Source organism: Agreia sp. VKM Ac-1783 (assembly GCF_900177765.1).
Lineage (GTDB): Bacteria > Actinomycetota > Actinomycetes > Actinomycetales > Microbacteriaceae > Agreia.
The window spans coordinates 882,006-897,526 of record NZ_FXWI01000002.1 but is presented as its reverse complement, the minus strand read 5'-3'; the positions used below and the strand labels follow the sequence as shown (position 1 = coordinate 897,526).

At 65.6% G+C, this 15,521-nt stretch carries 15 protein-coding genes; 11 read left to right on the top strand and 4 right to left on the bottom strand.

All coding sequences use genetic code 11. The features are described from left to right. Window positions 1-75: 75 nt before the first annotated feature. A complete protein-coding gene (locus tag CCK87_RS09230; RefSeq protein ID WP_086461079.1) occupies window positions 76-888 on the bottom strand; it encodes a LysM peptidoglycan-binding domain-containing protein in 813 nt (270 codons plus the stop codon). Window positions 889-1,032: 144 nt separating this feature from the next. Between CCK87_RS09230 and glmU the strand changes: the two genes are divergently transcribed. Genes glmU through CCK87_RS09215 form a run of 3 tightly spaced genes read left to right on the top strand, consistent with a single transcriptional unit; the run spans window position 1,033 to window position 3,748 of the window. Then, the gene (glmU, locus tag CCK87_RS09225) at window positions 1,033-2,487 is read left to right on the top strand and encodes a bifunctional UDP-N-acetylglucosamine diphosphorylase/glucosamine-1-phosphate N-acetyltransferase GlmU (protein WP_086461078.1); all 1,455 of its coding nucleotides are present in this window, start codon (window positions 1,033-1,035) and stop codon (window positions 2,485-2,487) included. A gap of 1 nt (window position 2,488) precedes the next feature. Then, entirely contained in the window at window positions 2,489-3,466 is a 978-nt protein-coding gene (locus CCK87_RS09220) for a ribose-phosphate diphosphokinase (RefSeq protein ID WP_086461077.1), read from the top strand. Window positions 3,467-3,493: 27 nt separating this feature from the next. After that, complete coding sequence (locus tag CCK87_RS09215; protein ID WP_086461076.1) at window positions 3,494-3,748, top strand: mycoredoxin; 255 nt, start codon at window positions 3,494-3,496, stop codon at window positions 3,746-3,748. Here the strand turns inward: CCK87_RS09215 and CCK87_RS09210 are convergent. Beyond that, window positions 3,745-4,113 carry a hypothetical protein gene (locus CCK87_RS09210; protein ID WP_086461075.1) on the bottom strand — a complete coding sequence of 123 codons (369 nt, stop codon included), beginning with the start codon at window positions 4,111-4,113 and terminating at the stop codon, window positions 3,745-3,747. The genes CCK87_RS09215 and CCK87_RS09210 overlap by 4 nt on opposite strands. 120 nt (window positions 4,114-4,233) lie before the next feature. Here CCK87_RS09210 and CCK87_RS09205 point away from each other — a divergent pair, with 120 nt between their 5' ends. The 4 genes from CCK87_RS09205 (at window position 4,234) to CCK87_RS09190 (ending at window position 8,603) form a co-directional block, all read left to right on the top strand. Then, window positions 4,234-5,883: an amidohydrolase gene (locus CCK87_RS09205; protein ID WP_086461074.1), complete on the top strand. Its 1,650-nt coding sequence runs from the start codon at window positions 4,234-4,236 to the stop codon at window positions 5,881-5,883. 79 nt (window positions 5,884-5,962) lie between these two features. Further along, window positions 5,963-6,853: an ABC transporter substrate-binding protein gene (locus tag CCK87_RS09200; protein WP_086461073.1), complete on the top strand. Its 891-nt coding sequence runs from the start codon at window positions 5,963-5,965 to the stop codon at window positions 6,851-6,853. 5 nt (window positions 6,854-6,858) lie between these two features. Further along, entirely contained in the window at window positions 6,859-7,827 is a 969-nt protein-coding gene (locus CCK87_RS09195) for an amino acid ABC transporter permease (RefSeq protein ID WP_086461072.1), read from the top strand. Next, window positions 7,824-8,603: an amino acid ABC transporter ATP-binding protein gene (locus CCK87_RS09190; RefSeq protein ID WP_086461071.1), complete on the top strand. Its 780-nt coding sequence runs from the start codon at window positions 7,824-7,826 to the stop codon at window positions 8,601-8,603. The genes CCK87_RS09195 and CCK87_RS09190 overlap by 4 nt, the downstream gene beginning before the upstream one ends. A 55-nt stretch (window positions 8,604-8,658) precedes the next feature. Here CCK87_RS09190 and gndA read toward each other — a convergent pair whose 3' ends face one another. Both gndA and CCK87_RS09180 read right to left on the bottom strand, forming a co-directional pair. Next, window positions 8,659-10,125, bottom strand: coding sequence for an NADP-dependent phosphogluconate dehydrogenase (gene gndA, locus CCK87_RS09185; RefSeq protein ID WP_082466153.1), 1,467 nt, complete (start codon window positions 10,123-10,125; stop codon window positions 8,659-8,661). Window positions 10,126-10,175: 50 nt separating this feature from the next. After that, a complete protein-coding gene (locus CCK87_RS09180; protein WP_249273801.1) occupies window positions 10,176-11,042 on the bottom strand; it encodes an NAD(P)-dependent oxidoreductase in 867 nt (288 codons plus the stop codon). Window positions 11,043-11,188: 146 nt separating this feature from the next. Between CCK87_RS09180 and CCK87_RS09175 the strand changes: the two genes are divergently transcribed. From CCK87_RS09175 to CCK87_RS09160, 4 genes are all read left to right on the top strand, one after another. Then, entirely contained in the window at window positions 11,189-12,247 is a 1,059-nt protein-coding gene (locus tag CCK87_RS09175; RefSeq protein WP_249273800.1) for a D-2-hydroxyacid dehydrogenase, read from the top strand. Between the two features lie 35 nt (window positions 12,248-12,282). Then, window positions 12,283-13,071, top strand: a complete 789-nt coding sequence (locus tag CCK87_RS09170) for an IclR family transcriptional regulator (RefSeq protein WP_086461069.1) — start codon at window positions 12,283-12,285, stop codon at window positions 13,069-13,071. A gap of 174 nt (window positions 13,072-13,245) precedes the next feature. Further along, window positions 13,246-14,664, top strand: coding sequence for an MFS transporter (locus CCK87_RS09165; protein WP_086461068.1), 1,419 nt, complete (start codon window positions 13,246-13,248; stop codon window positions 14,662-14,664). A gap of 54 nt (window positions 14,665-14,718) precedes the next feature. Beyond that, complete coding sequence (locus CCK87_RS09160) at window positions 14,719-15,486, top strand: SDR family oxidoreductase (protein WP_086461067.1); 768 nt, start codon at window positions 14,719-14,721, stop codon at window positions 15,484-15,486. The last annotated feature ends 35 nt before the right edge of the window (window positions 15,487-15,521 follow it).

Here is a 15,521-nt window from a genome sequence, read left to right as displayed (position 1 = left end):
CTAGTAGAGGATGACCACCGTGCGACCGTGCCCGTAACTCAGGACATCTCGCGTGCCCGGGGACCGGCAGTCAGGTCACCGATTGCCGCGTGAGAGATTGAGCACCTCACCGGTGAAGGCCTGTGCGTCTTCGGGGTTCGGCGACCTTCTCGGGTTGAGGTAGAAGAGGTCGTCGAGGGCGATGCCGAAGCGTTGAGCGATGGCCGAGAGAGTGTCACCCTGGGCGACTGTGTAGGCGATGGGCTTGTCATCGCTGTCGAGAGTCACGATGCCCATGGCGCCTGCCGAGGCGCCCGAATCCTCGACATCGAGGCCCGGACGCATGTCGGGAATGTTCCAGACAAGCGGCGCATGCGAGACGATCGGAATGGGACATGCTTTGTCGACGGTGCCGCCGGTCGGTGCGCGGGTGAGAACCACCTCACGGATGAACGAGAGATCGCCCTGGCCGATGCCGTCGCTGCCGCCGATCGGGAAGACGAGTGCGGCGGCCGGGTCGTGGCCCGCATCCACCTGCCCGAGACCGAAGCGCCAATCGGAATCGAGGCACGCTTCGTCGGGAGAGAGCGAGTCGGCGGTGAGGGTGAACTGCGTCGCGAGACCATCGGTGACGGAGAGATCGGTGACCACGAGCTGGAAGATGCCCTCGTCATCCACCGTGATGGCGACGGAACCCGTGATGGCACCGGACGCCGCGCCTGTGTCGACGAAGGTGCCGGTTGCCGCTGTCGTGCCGGGAGCGAGCACGGGGCGGGCGTCATCCTGGGCCGCGCCGCCCTGCGGGCCGCCCGCGTTGGGGCTCGGGGCGGGCGTGCCGGCGTCCGCCGAGCATCCGGACAGAAGCAGGATGCCGAGCGCCATGGCCAGAGGCCCCAATCCTCGCGTCATAGCGCAAGTATGCCGTGCGCGAGGTGCGCACGCACGGTTCTCGTGCAGCACGGGCGAGCCGGCTGCCGGTATCGTTGAGGCGACGCAAACCGCACCGCGGCCGACGACGGACGCCGTGCCGCAGCCAGAAACCGGAGCAGAGCATTGACCGATTCCCACCTGGCCATCGTGATCCTGGCGGCAGGCCAGGGCACGCGTATGAAGTCCACCACTCCCAAACTGCTGCACACCCTTGCAGGCATTCCGATCGTGAGCCATGTGCTCGCGACGGCACGTGAGATGGATGCCGCATACACGGTCGCCGTCGTCCGTCACGAACGCGACCAGCTCGCCGAGGTCATCGACGAGCAGTTGCCCGGCGGCATGATCGTCGATCAAGACGAGATTCCGGGAACAGGCCGTGCAGTCGAGCAGGCCGTCGCGGCGCTCCCGGCCGACTTCACCGGCGAGGTTCTCGTCGTGAACGGCGACGTTCCCCTGCTCGATGCCGCAACGCTCACCGCGCTCATCGAATCCCACCGCGCCGGCGCCTCCTCGGCCACACTCCTCTCTGCGTTCCTCGACGACGCCACCGGCTACGGCCGCATCGTGCGCGATGCCGACGGTCGGCTCGAGCGCATCGTCGAGCACCGTGACGCGTCCGAATCTGAACTCGCCATCGCCGAGATCAATGCGGGCGTCTACCTGTTCGGGCTCTCCGAACTGCGCGACACGCTCGCCTCGCTCGACACGCAGAACTCTCAGGGAGAGAAGTACCTGACCGATGTGGTCGGCCTCCTTCGCGAGGCGGGTTCCGAGGTCGCTGCCGTTCCCGTCTCCGAGCCCTGGCTCGTCGAGGGCATCAACGATCGCGCTCAGCTGAGCGTCGCGGCCGCCAAGCTCAACGCTCTGATCGTGCGCGGATGGCAGCTCGCCGGTGTCACCGTTCACGACCCCGCCACGACCTGGATCGATCTCAAGGCGACCATCGCCAACGACGTCGAGATCCTCCCCGGAACACAGATCCGTGGGGCCACCGTCATCGCGACCGGAGCCACCATCGGCCCCGACACCACGCTCGTCGATTGCGAGATCGGCGAGGGCGCTGTGGTGAAGCGCACGGATGCGACCCTGTCGGTCATCGGTGCCGGTGCCAGCGTCGGCCCCTTCGCGTATCTGCGCCCGAACACCATCCTCGAGGCCGGCGGCAAGATCGGCACGTTCGTCGAGACGAAGAACTCCACGATCGGAGCGGGCAGCAAGGTGCCGCACCTCTCCTATATCGGCGACACCACCGTGGGAGTCGCGTCGAACGTCGGCGCCGGCACCATCACGGCCAACTACGACGGCGTCAACAAGAACAAGACGATCGTCGGTTCGCACGTGCGCACCGGATCGCACAACGTCTTCGTCGCCCCCGTTAGAATTGGCGACGGAGCCTATACGGGCGCCGGAACGGTCGTCCGCAAGGACGTGCCCGCCGGGGCCCTGGCCATCAATGTCGCTCCACAGCGAAACCTCGAAGGCTGGGTCGCCACCAACCGACCGGGAACCGCCGCGGCGATCGCCGCTGAAGACCATGCATCTGAACAAAGCGCACCTCAACAGAGTGGAGACTAATTTGTCGGACATCACCTCCACCGGGGAGAAGCGCCTTCTGGTCGCATCCGGTCGCGCACACCCGCAGCTCGCCATCGATGTCGCGGCAGCGCTCGGAACCGATCTGCTCCCCACCGATGCCCGCACCTTCGCCAACGGCGAGCTCTATGTGCGTTACGACGAGAGCGTGCGTGGCGCCGATGTCTTCGTCATCCAGTCGCACAGCGCACCGATCAACGAGTGGCTCATGGAGCAGCTCATCATGGTCGATGCCCTGAAGCGCGCCTCGGCGAAGCGCATCACCGTCGTCGCGCCGTTCTATCCATACGCACGTCAAGACAAGAAGGGCCGTGGGCGCGAACCCATCTCGGCCCGCCTCGTCGCCGACCTCTTCAAGGCCGCCGGCGCAGACCGCATCATGTCGGTCGACCTGCACGCCGCGCAGATCCAGGGATTCTTCGACGGACCCGTCGACCACCTGTTCGCAATGCCTGTGCTTCTCGCGCACATGCGCACCGCTCTCGACCCGTCGATGCTCACCGTCGTGTCGCCCGACATGGGCCGCGTCCGCGTCGCCGACATCTGGAGCGACAAGCTCGGTGTGCCGCTCGCCATCATCCACAAGCGTCGCGACCCGCTCGTTCCCAACCAGGTCTCGGTGCACGAGATCGTGGGAGACGTCAGCGGCCGGGTCTGCCTGCTCGTCGACGACCTGATCGATACCGGCCGAACGATCGTGGCGGCATCCGAAGCGCTCAAGAAGGCGGGCGCCCTGAGCGTCGTCGTCGCGGCGACCCACGCCGTCTTCTCCGACCCGGCATCCGAGATCCTTCAGTCCGACTTCATCGACTCCGTCGTGGTCACCGACACCCTGCCCCTGCCGGTCGAGAAGCGATTCGACAAGCTCACGATTCTGCCGATTGCACCGCTCATCGCGCGCGCCATCCACGAGGTCTTCGAAGACGGCTCTGTGACGAGCATGTTCGACGGGGATGCCTGATCGTTTTTCGAGCGTAGGCTCGTTGGCATGGACTACATTCCCGACGCCGGTACCATCACCATGTTCTCCACCACATGGTGCGGGTACTGCTCACGCCTCAAGACTCAGCTCGACAAGCAGGGCATCGGCTACACCGAGGTCAACATCGAAGAGGTCGAAGGAACCGCTGAGCTGGTCGCGTCGCTGAACGGCGGAAACCAGACGGTTCCGACAGTGATCTTCCCCGACGGCACGAGCGCCACCAACCCCTCGGCGCGCGAGGTCGTCACGCGCCTGGGCTAGGTCGGCTGACCGGGCTCGGGCCTGGTGGGAATCGAGGGAAAGAGCCCGAGGGGCGCGACATTGCGGTCGCCGCCATAGGCACCCACGGTGTAGCACTGCCATCCGAGACCTCCCTCGCCGAAGAGTTCGAAGTGCGCCGATGATCCCTGCGTCGACGGGTCTTGGTACGGTGCGATGATCGCGCAGGCGCGCTCCGCAGTGGCGTGGCTGAAGCTCGCCGTGGTGAGGATTCCCGGCAGCACGAGGCAGATGAGTCCGATGATCACGACGATGCGCATCGCACGGCGCATGCGCACACTCCGAAGGGGCCGTTCGCCATGCGGAACGTAGCCCGAGAGCTCTGGTTCGTCTGAGTAAGAGGACATCTGCGCTCTAGTCTCTCATCCAGTGCCACGAGCTGCGGATCCAGGTTGTAAACACTTCATTACGGCACTGATTCCGTCGCCGTCGGTGAGTTATGCTCTGGATATCGGAGGGCGCCAGAAGTGACTAGTCATGCAGACATTGTCTTCGAGAACGGCTCGGTGTTCGACGGCAGCCGACTGCTTCCCGCATCGACGCGGGTAGCGATCTCGGGCAAGACCATCCTCGCGGTGGGTTCCGATATCGATGCTTTTGTCGGGGCCGGCACTCGCAGGATCGACCTGGAGAGTGGACTGCTCCTTCCCGGATTCACAGACGCGCACGTGCACCCCGTCGAGGGCGGCCTCGAGCGTATGCGTTGCGATCTGTCGTCGGCGTCGACGCGTGACGAGTACCTCTCCCTCATCCGCGCGTACGCAGACGCCAACCCCGATCTGCCCTGGATTCTGGGCGGAGGATGGCAGCTGGCGGCGTTCCCCGGAGGCGTGCCGCAGGCATCCGATCTCGACAACGTCGTCGGCGCACGACCCGTGTTCCTCGCGAACCGCGACCACCACGGCGCCTGGGTATCGACTCGAGCGCTCGAGCTGGCGGGCATCGACAGCAGCACCCGAGACCCGACGGACGGCCGTATCGAGCGACACGTCGACGGTTCGCCGAGCGGGGTGCTGCAAGAAGGCGCACGACTGCTGGTCTCGCGGTTCATCCCTGACGACACCGATGACGACAACTACTCCGCGCTGCTCACTGCACAGAGCTATCTGCATTCGGTCGGAGTCACCGGCTGGCAGGACGCCATTGTGGGCGACTACGGAAACCACAGCGACACGGGAGACGTGTATCTGCGTGCGGCGAAGAACGGCGACCTCACAGCTCGTGTCGTGGCCGCGCTGTGGTGGGACCGCAACCGAGGCGCGGAGCAGATCCCCGAACTCGTTGCGCGTCGCGATGAACTCGCGCACGAACGTTTTGCCGCCTCGAGCATCAAGATCATGCAGGACGGCATTCCCGAGAACCAGACGGCCGCGATGATCGATCCCTACGTCGTGCCCTCCGGGTGTCGATGCGGCGCAGACGGACTCGGGTCGGGACTGTCTTTCGTCGACCCCGCCGTGCTGGGCGATTACGTCGCCGCCCTCGACGCGCTCGCCTTTCAGGTTCATTTTCACGCGATCGGTGATCGCGCGGTGCGCGAGGCACTGGATGCTTTCGCCGAGGCGCGCAGGCGCAACGGGCCGAGCGCGAACAGGCACCATATCGCCCATGTGCAGGTGGTGCATCCACACGACATCGCTCGATTCGCCGAGCTCGACGTGACCGCGAATCTGCAGACGTTGTGGGCGAGTTTCGAGCCGCAGATGGTCGAGCTGAACCTGCCGGTGCTCGGGGCGGAGCGGTCGTCGTGGCAGTATCCATTCGCCGACCTGGCGAACGCCGGTGCGAGCCTCGCCTCCGGCAGCGACTGGCCCGTGACGACGCCCGATCCCTGGGCTGCCCTGCACGTCGCGGTCAACCGCACGCTTCCACCCGACGACGCCGACTACACGCCCCGCCCCTTCTATCCCTCGCAGACGCTGAGCCTCGAGCAGGCGCTGGCGTCGTATACCTCGGGCTCTGCCCGCATCAACGGCCACGACTCGGCCGGCCGCATTGCAGAAGGATTCGACGCCGACCTGGTCGTCGTCGATCGCGATCCCTTCGCCGCGCCGACCGAGTTCATCTCCGAGACCCGCACCCGGGAGACCTGGGTTCGGGGTCGACGGGTGTTCTGATGGCACCATCCCGCACTCTGCTTCTTGTTCCCGCACCACCATCACCATCATTGAAATCACCACACCGAATGAGGCTCCAATGAAATCGATCAGACTCGTCCCCGTCGCGCTGCTGGCCAGCGCGGCCCTCCTGCTCACGGGATGCGTGAACAACGAGCCCACCGCGCCCGCGTCGAGCGGCACCGCGCCTGCCGTCGCGAAAGATGACGCCGCGGCGAAGCTCCTTCCCGAAGACATCGCATCGGCAGGCAAGCTCGTGATCGGCACCGACGCGACCTACGCTCCGAACGAGTTCAAGGACGCCGACGGCAACCCGACCGGCTGGGAGATCGAGCTGGCCGACGCGATGGCCGCCAAGCTCGGCCTGACGACCGACTACCAGATCGCCAAGTTCGACAACATCATTCCGTCGATCACCGGCGGAAAGTACAACCTGGGACTGTCGTCGTTCTTCGACACGAAGGAACGCCAGCAGCAGGTCGACATGATCGACTACTACACCGCCGGAATCCAATGGGCGTCCCTGGCCGACAAGAAGGTCGATCCCGAGAACGCCTGCGGCATCAAGCTCGCTGTGCAGAACGGAACGACGGAGGCCCTCGACGACGGCCCCGCGAAGTCCGACGCCTGCGTCGCCGCGGGCAAGGAGCCGATCGACCTGCTCGGCTATGACACGCAGGACGACGCGACGGCGGCCGTCAGCCTCGGCCGCGCCGACGCGATGTCGGCTGACTCTCCCGTGACGCAGTACGCGGTCGCACAGTCGGACGGCAAGCTCGTCACCTCGGGCGACGTCTACTCCGTCTTCCTCTACGGCATGCCGATCGCCAAGGACTCGGGGCTCGGCGAGGCGCTTCAGGCCGCACTGCAGTCGCTGATGGACGACGGCACCTACACGGAGATCCTCTCGAAGTGGGGCGTCGAGCAGGGCGCGATCGACAAGATCGACATCAACGGCGCCACGGAGTAGCTCGGATGGAGACCACAGGTTCTTCCGGCCAGCCGGAGAGGATCGTCGCGATCCCGCTCCGGCACCCGGTGCGCAACGTCGTAGCCGTTGTCATCATCCTCATCGTCGTGCTGTTCGTGGTCGATGCGGCGTTCTTCCGCCCGGCGTACGACTGGCCGGCGGTGGGAAAGTACATCTTCGACGTGCGGGTCTCGCAGGCGGCGCTCGTCACGATCGAATTGACCGTGCTCGCTATGGTGGGCGCGATCGTGCTCGGCACGCTTCTCGCCGTGATGAGGCTGTCGCCCAATCCGGTGCTGAAGTCGGTGGCCTGGGCCTACCTGTGGATCTTCCGCGGCACCCCGGTCTACGTGCAGCTGGTCTTCTGGGGACTGCTCGCCACGATCTACAAGACCATCTCGGTCGGGGTGCCCTTCAGCTCGGATGTGCTGTTCAGCTGGACGACCCAAGACGCCATCAGCGTGTTCTGGCTCGCCGTGATCGGCCTCGCTCTCAACGAAGCCGCCTACATGGCAGAGATCGTGCGGGCGGGAATGCTCTCGGTCGACCCCGGACAGAGCGAGGCGTCGACCGCGCTCGGTATGTCGTGGTCGCAGACGATGCGTCGCATCATCATTCCGCAGTCGATGAGGGTGATCATCCCGCCCACGGGCAACGAGGTGATCTCGATGCTCAAGACGACCTCGCTGGTCACGGCGGTGCCCTTGTCGACCGACCTCTACACGCGCACGAGAGACATCTCGGCAGAGACGTTCAATCCCATTCCGCTGCTCATCGTGGCGTCGATCTGGTACCTGTTCTTCACCTCTCTTCTGATGGTCGGACAGTACTTCCTCGAGCGTCGCTTCGCCCGCGGATCGCGCTTCGTCGACGTCGGCCCCGGCCAGGAGAACCCGACCGTTCTCGTGGGCGCGACCCCGACCGCTCCGGTCGAAGCGCAACCGGGCACCTCGACGGAAGGCCGATCCTCATGACCGAACCCCTCGCATCCACACCCATGGTGATCGCCGACCGCGTCGTGAAGTCGTTCGGGTCGCACACCGTGCTGAAAGACATCTCTCTGACCGTGAACCGCGGCGAGGTGGTGTGTGTCATCGGGCCGTCCGGCTCGGGCAAGTCCACGTTCCTCCGCTGCATCAATCACCTGGAGAAGCTCGATGGAGGCAGGCTGACGGTCGACGGCGAGCTGATCGGATATCGCCAGCGCGGCGACAAGATCTACGAGCTGAAACCAAAGGAGGCGGCGGCGCAGCGCAAAGACATCGGCATGGTGTTCCAGCGTTTCAATCTGTTTCCTCACCTGACCGTTCTCGAGAACATCATGGAGGCGCCGCTGCAGGTGAAGCGGCAGAGCCGGGCGGCCGCGTCTGCCCGCGCGCTCGAGCTGCTCGCCAGGGTGGGGCTCGCCGAGAAGGCGAAGGCCTACCCGGCTTCTCTGTCGGGCGGGCAGCAGCAGAGGGTCGCCATCGCGCGCGCTCTGGCGATGGATCCGAAGCTGATGCTGTTCGATGAGCCCACGTCTGCGCTCGACCCCGAACTCGTGGGGGAGGTTCTCGATGTGATGAAGCAGCTCGCCAAAGACGGAATGACGATGATCGTTGTGACGCACGAGATGGGCTTCGCCAGGGAGGTGGCCGACTCGCTCGTCTTTATGGACGGCGGCGTCGTGGTCGAGCGGGGCGATCCTCGCGAGGTGCTCACGAACCCTCAGCAGGATCGTACGAAGGCGTTTCTCTCGAAGGTGCTGTAGACGACGAAAAGCCCCGTGCCCGCTGAAGAGCAGGCACGGGGCTTTTTCGTGTCGGCTAGTGCGAGGAGCCCTCGGACTCGATCTCGGTGCGGTCGCCCGACCACAGCGTGTGGAAGGTGCCCTCTTTGTCGATGCGCTTGTAGGTGTGCGCACCGAAGAAGTCGCGCTGGCCCTGCACGATGGATGCCGGCAGGCGGTCTGCGCGCAGGCCGTCGTAGTAGGCGAGCGACGACGAGAACGCGGGGGTCGGGATTCCGGCCTGAACCGCGCTCACGACGACCCGGCGCCAGGCGTCCTGCGTTCCGGCGATCGCCTCGGTGAAGTACGGGGCGGTGACCAGGGCGACGAGGCCCGGGTTCTCGGCGTACGCCTCGGTGATGCGGTTGAGGAAGCGGGCCCGGATGATGCAACCGCCGCGCCAGATCTTGGCGATCTCGCCCTTCTTGATGTCCCAGCCGTAGTGCTCGGCGCCGGCGACGATGGCGTCGAAACCCTGCGAGTAGGCGATGATCTTCGACGCGTAGAGCGCCTTCCGCACATCTTCGATGAACGCGGCCGGGTCGTCGACGGCCACGGTCTCGCTCGGACCGGGCAGGCTGCTGGATGCGGCGCGCTGGGCGGGCTTGGACGACAGGGCCCGGGCGAAGACGGCCTCGGCGATGCCCGAGACGGGGATGCCGAGGTCGAGCGCGGTCTGTACTGTCCAGACGCCGGTGCCCTTCGATCCTGCCTGGTCGAGGATCACGTCGACGAGCGGGCGGCCCGTCTCGGCATCGACCTGGCGAAGGACCTCGGCGGTGATCTCGATGAGGTAGCTCTCGAGCTCGCCGGTGTTCCACTCGGCGAAGACGTCGGCGATCTGGGCGGGGGAGTAGCCGGTGCCGCGGCGGATCAGATCGTAGGCCTCGGCGATGAGCTGCATGTCGGCGTACTCGATGCCGTTGTGGATCATCTTGACGAAGTGGCCGGCGCCGTCTGTACCCACGTGGGTGACGCAGGGCTCGCCCTCGGCGACCGCGGCGATCGAGGCGAGGATGGGGCCGAGGGTCTCGTACGCCTCTGCGGAACCGCCCGGCATGATGCTGGGGCCGTTGAGAGCTCCCTCTTCGCCTCCCGAGATTCCGGCGCCGACGAAGTTGATTCCGCGCTCGCGCACGGCCTTCTCTCGGCGGATGGTGTCGGTGAAGAGCGCGTTGCCGCCATCGACGATGATGTCGCCCTCTTCGAAGAGGTCGGAGAGCTGGCTGATCACCGCGTCGGTGCCCTTGCCCGCCTGCACCATGATGATCGCTGTGCGGGGCTTCTGCAGTGAAGCCACGAACTCCTCGATCGTCTTGGAGGCCACGAACTCGGCCTCGGGGTGCTCGCTGGTGAGGAGGTCGGTGCGCTCGGGAGAGCGGTTGTACACGGCGACCGTGTTGCCCTCGCGGCTGGCGAGGTTGCGGGCGAGGTTCGACCCCATCACGGCGAGGCCGACCACGCCGATGTTGGCGGTGGCCGTTGAACTTGAAGTGTCTGACACTGTCTGGTCTCCTAGGTGTTGTTCCGTCGTCTACAGCGTAGCCAACGGGGTTACTCGGGGCCTCTGATATAGCGGTGAATGACGGCGAGGTCGTCGTCTCCGAGACCCGCTGCGACGAGGCCGTCGAACTGGCTGCGCAGCGCATCCAGAACCGGCGCGGCCGTGGCCGTCTCGACGGCCGCCGCGTGGGCGAACGACAGGTCTTTGACCATGTACCGGGCCGCGCCTGTAGGGGAGTAGTCGCGCTCGACGAGCCTGTTCTTCTTGGTCTCGAGAACGCGACTGCCCGCATACCCGCCCTGAAGCAGCGTCAGCAGGGCGTCGAGGTCGAGCCCCGAACGCTCGGCGATGACGCTGGCCTCGCTGATGGCCGCCATCGTCGCGGCGACGATGAGCTGGTTGCAGGCTTTGGCGATGTCGCCCGAGCCGAGGGGGCCGAGGTGAACGGGCGTGCCGCACGCCGAGAGAACAGGCACGACGAGGGAGACATCGGCATCGGCGCCTCCGACCATGATCGACAGCGTCGCTGCCGCCGCGCCCTCTGTGCCGCCCGAGACGGGGGCGTCGACGATGCGCATGCGGCCGTCGGTCTGGCGCCGCAGACGCTCATCGGTCGCGCGGATGCCGGTTGGTGAGACCGACGAGCAGACGACGACCACGCAGGTGGTCGGCGCCTCGGCCATGCCCCCCTCGCCGAACAGGAGTTCGTCGACCTGAGGAAGGTCGGGGACCATGAGGATGACGACGTCGCTCGCCTGGGCGACGTCACCCGGAGTGTCTACCCATGATGCGCCTGCCGTCAACACGGCGGCGGCCCGATCGCGGGAGCGGGCTGTGACGGTGAGTGAACCGGGGAAGGCGGCGAGAAGATTCACGGCCATGGGGGCGCCCATGTTGCCGAGACCGATCATTCCCATCGAGGGCCGGGTATCAGAATTGCTTGCACCTGAAGAGGCTGTATGCGCCGTTGACATATGAACAGCATATAGAACACTGTTCACAATGGTGAATAGCTGGATAGACTGACGTTCAGACAAGCTTACGGATTTCAAAGGACTGTGACGTGACTCGAGAAGACAATCGACTCCGCGTGGTAGCGGCCACCCCGATCAGCGAAGAGCTCATCGACATGGTCGTCGCGCGCGAACCTCGCATCGATTTCATCCGCGACCAGGAGCTTCTGCCCCTGATGCGGTTCCCGGGTGACCACTCGGGAGACCCCTCCTTCGAGCGCACCCCGGAGCAGCAGGAGCGCTTCGAGTCTCTGATCGACAGTGCCGAGGCGCTCTATGGCTTGCCCGACGAATCGGCCACTGCGCTCAAGCGCGCAGCCGACGCGAACCCGGGCCTGCGCTGGGTGCAGGGCATGCCGGCTGGCGTGGGTGGCCAGGTCAAGAGGGCAGGCCTCACAGACGAGCAGCTCGATCGAGTTGCTGTGACCTCGTCGGCCGGCGTGCACGTCGGCCCGCTCGCCGAGTTCGCCGTCTTCGGCCTTCTCGCGGGCGCCAAGACTCTCCCGCGGTTGCAGGAGCAGCAGCGCGAGCACCGCTGGACCGACCGGTGGAACATGAAGCACCTGGGCCAGCAGACCATTCTCGTCGTGGGTCTCGGCAGCATCGGTCGCGAGACCGCACGAAAGCTGAAGGCGATGGGCGCGAAGGTCGTCGGAACCAGCAGGCACTCGGCCCCGGTCGAGCACGTCGACGAAATCGTGCATCCGGATGAGCTGGCCGAGGTCGTCGCTCGGGTCGACGGAATCGTCGTCACGCTCCCAGGAACGTCTGCAACCGAGAAGATGATCGATGCCCGTGTGCTCGCGAACGTCGTTCCCGGTACCACGCTCGTGAACGTGGGTCGTGGCACCGTCATCGACGAAGACGCCCTCGTCGCCGCTCTCGCCGATGGGCGAGTCGGCTTCGCGGCGCTGGACGTGTTCGCGTCCGAGCCGCTCTCAGGAGACAGCCCGCTCTGGGATTCGCCTCACGTGCTGGTGAGCCCGCACACCGCTGCGGTCAACTCTGAAGAGGACCGGCTCATCGCCGAACTCTTCGCAGAGAACGCGCGGCGTTATCTCGACGGCGAAGATCTGATCAATCGGGTTGATACGGTCGAGTTCTACTAGCCGACGGGCCGCGAGTCCGAGTCGAAGGGGAGACGATGGCCGTTCCAGACACCGAGGCCGACAAGGCTGCGCTCGCTCCGGCAGTCGTGAAGGCCGTCAAGATCCTCGATCTTCTCTCCGAGACGCCCGGGCGCGCCAGAGCCCTGAGTGATATCGCGCGAGAACTCGGCATCGCGAAGTCGTCCACGTCGAATCTGTGCGCCTCCCTCGAAGAGGGCGGTCTCGTGCGACGCACGGAGGGCGGCTTTCTTCTGGGTAGGCGCGCTGTCGAGCTCGGTAGCGCGTATCTGGCCGGGTTCGATCAGATCCGCGAGTTCTATCGCATCTGCGAGGAGTCCGAGGTGCTGCGCTCTCAGCTCGTGCAGATCGCGATGCTCGACGGGGCGCGAGTTCTGTACCTGGCTGTGTACGAGGGGCGCGAGAGGTTTCCGCTCTCGGCCAGTGTGGGCGACCGCTATCCGGCATCCGCGACCGCCGTGGGCACCGCTCTGCTCGCCGAGCTCGATCCGCAGCGCATCGAAGCACTCTTTAGGGAGCCCAGCCACCTCGTGACGCTCACCAATCGATCGACCGCCGACCTCGAATCGTTGCAGGCGAAGCTCGAAGAGACGCGAACGCGCGGATACGCCATAGACGACGGAGAAGTGCACCTCAGTGTGCTCGGTCTCGCCGTTCTCATCCCGTCGAGTCGCGTGGGCGAACCCTCGTTCAGTATCGGCGCGTCTCTCGTGCATCCGGGAGACACCCAGGAGCAGCGCGATGGCGTTCTCGATGCCCTGCGTGTGGCCGCTGACGAACTGACGCGTCCTCTGCTTGTCGCGTGACGACCGCGCACAAAGTGAGCAAAAAGTAATTCGTTCAGAATGTTGAACTCTGTTCAGCGGAGTGTTAGCGTCGGTTTCGGCGGGCAAAGCAGCCCGCTGAGGTCGACGCCTCGAAATCAACGGTGACTTCTCGTAGAGCACCGCGTGGGGTGTCTCCGAGCGAGGGGAACAACCGTGACTACACACGATCAAGCAACACCGGCCAGGGCATCCGACGATCCCGACTACGCTGCGAATCTTCGTCGAGCTACGCTCGCCTCCAGCGTGGGAAGCGCGCTCGAGTACTACGACTTCGCTCTCTACGGGCTGGCTTCGGCGCTCATCTTCTCCAAGGTCTTCTTCAGCGATCTCGATCCCGCGGTGGGCGTCGTGGCGAGCATGGCCACGTTCGGCGTCGCCTTCATCGCGCGTCCGCTCGGCGGCATCTTCTTCGGAACCATCGGAGACCGTCTCGGTCGCAAGTGGGTTCTCCTCGTCACGATCGCTCTGATGGGCGGAGCGTCTACGCTCGTCGGCGTTCTGCCGAGCTACGAGCAGGTCGGCATCTGGGCTCCTATTCTGCTGGTGCTCATGCGTCTGTTGCAGGGCTTCGGAGCCGGTGCTGAACAGGCGGGAGCGACCGTTCTGATGGCCGAGTATGCCCCTGTTCGTCGCCGCGGCTTCTTCGCCGCCCTACCGTTCATCGGCATTCAGGCCGGAACGCTTCTGGCCGCCGGCGTCTTCGTCTATCTCGGCACCCTGCCGACAGAGGTGCTGCTCGCCGGTGTATGGCGCATCCCGTTCCTCGCCTCGATCGTCCTCATCGGCGTCGCCTTGTTCATCAGGCTCCGGCTTCGCGAGAGCCCCACCTTCGTTCAGCTCGAGAAGCAGGAGCAGGTCGCAGACAGCCCGCTGAAAGAGATCTTCACCAGCTCATTCCCCTCGGTACTTCGCGGCATCGGTCTGCGGATGGCGGAGAACGGCGGTTCGTACCTCTTCAACACGCTGGCCGTCAGCTACGTGGTCGGCACCATCGGCATCGGCGCGTGGATCGGACCGCTGGCCGTCGCGGTCGGCTCTCTGGTGGGAATGATCTCGGTACCCTTCGCCGGCCACCTGTCCGACCGGTTCGGACGGCTCCCGGTCTACCGATTCGGAGCCGCGTTCCTGCTCGTGCTCGCTTTCCCGGGCTGGTGGCTGCTGTCGCTGGGCAACCCCGTGATCGTGATCATCGTGATCGCCGTCGCGATCGGTTTCGGTGTCAACACGATGCTCGGCGCGCAGTGCGCGATGTTGCCCGAGCTCTTCGGCAACCGTCACCGCTACATCGGTGTAGCCACCGCACGTGAATTGAGTGCGGTGCTGGCCGGAGGCCTCGCCCCCGTTCTCGGCGCGTGGTTCATCGCCATCACAGGCGGAGCATGGTTGCCGCTCGCGATCTACGTCTTCGTTCTTGCGGCCATCACGCTCGGCACCACGTTCATCACTCCCGAGACGCGTGGACGAGACCTGACGAGGCTGCAAGACGCGGTGCTCGACAGCGAGGAGGACGTGCGCACCCGCCCGACCGCCATGGTCTCGAAGAAGGAACACCTTGCTCGCTCCTCGCGCTGACGATCACACTCCATGATCTGCACCCGGCTCGAATCACACAAAAAAGGACTCCCGATGACAGACCTCTTCGACCTCACGGGCCGTACCGCCCTCGTCACCGGTTCGAGCCGTGGCATCGGCCTCACGCTCGCCCGAGGCCTGGCGACCGCCGGCGCGCGCGTCGTACTGCACGGTCGTGACCAGGCCACTCTCGACGCGGCCCGCGAAGTGGTTCTGGCGTCCTCGGATGTCGAGATCTTCACCGCCACGTTCGACGTCACCGATCGTGACGCCGTCGAATCGGGGGTCACTCGGATCGAGCGGGAGTTCGGCGACGTCGACATCCTCGTGAACAACGCGGGGATCCAACGCCGGGCGCCGTTCACCGAGTTCAGCGCCGACGACTGGAACGATCTCGTGGCGACGAATCTGTCGAGCGCGTTCTTCGTCGGACAGCGGGTCGCACGCGGCATGGTGCGTCGAGGCTCGGGAAAGATCGTGAACATCGGCTCGGTGCAGTCGCAGCTCGGGCGGCCGGGTATCGCCGCCTACGCGGCGACCAAGGGCGGCATCGCCATGCTCACCAAGGGGATGTGCGCCGATCTCGGACCGAGCGGAGTGCAGGTGAACGCGCTCGCGCCCGGGTACTTCGCGACCGAGCTCACCCAGGCGCTCGTTGACGACGCGGTCTTCAGCGAGTGGGTCAGAACGCGCACCCCGGCCGGTCGCTGGGGCGACACGCAAGATCTGGTGGGCACGCTCGTGTTCCTCTCGTCGCGTGCCTCGGACTTCGTCAATGGACAGATCGTCTACGTCGATGGTGGGATGACCGCCGTCGTCTGACCCGCGAGCTGGTTCTCTCCTCTGCTCGCACTCTC

Excerpts from the sequence above, each read along its gene's own strand:
- CCK87_RS09230 (WP_086461079.1), bottom strand. The coding sequence starts at position 888 with ATGACGCGAGGATTGGGGCCTCTGGCCATGGCGCTCGGCATCCTGCTT.
- CCK87_RS09215 (WP_086461076.1), top strand. The coding sequence starts at position 3,494 with ATGGACTACATTCCCGACGCCGGTACCATCACCATGTTCTCCACCACA.
- CCK87_RS09210 (WP_086461075.1), bottom strand. The coding sequence starts at position 4,113 with ATGTCCTCTTACTCAGACGAACCAGAGCTCTCGGGCTACGTTCCGCAT.
- CCK87_RS09200 (WP_086461073.1), top strand. The coding sequence starts at position 5,963 with ATGAAATCGATCAGACTCGTCCCCGTCGCGCTGCTGGCCAGCGCGGCC.
- CCK87_RS09195 (WP_086461072.1), top strand. The coding sequence starts at position 6,859 with ATGGAGACCACAGGTTCTTCCGGCCAGCCGGAGAGGATCGTCGCGATC.
- CCK87_RS09190 (WP_086461071.1), top strand. The coding sequence starts at position 7,824 with ATGACCGAACCCCTCGCATCCACACCCATGGTGATCGCCGACCGCGTC.
- CCK87_RS09180 (WP_249273801.1), bottom strand. The coding sequence starts at position 11,042 with ATGGGAATGATCGGTCTCGGCAACATGGGCGCCCCCATGGCCGTGAAT.
- CCK87_RS09170 (WP_086461069.1), top strand. The coding sequence starts at position 12,283 with ATGGCCGTTCCAGACACCGAGGCCGACAAGGCTGCGCTCGCTCCGGCA.
- CCK87_RS09160 (WP_086461067.1), top strand. The coding sequence starts at position 14,719 with ATGACAGACCTCTTCGACCTCACGGGCCGTACCGCCCTCGTCACCGGT.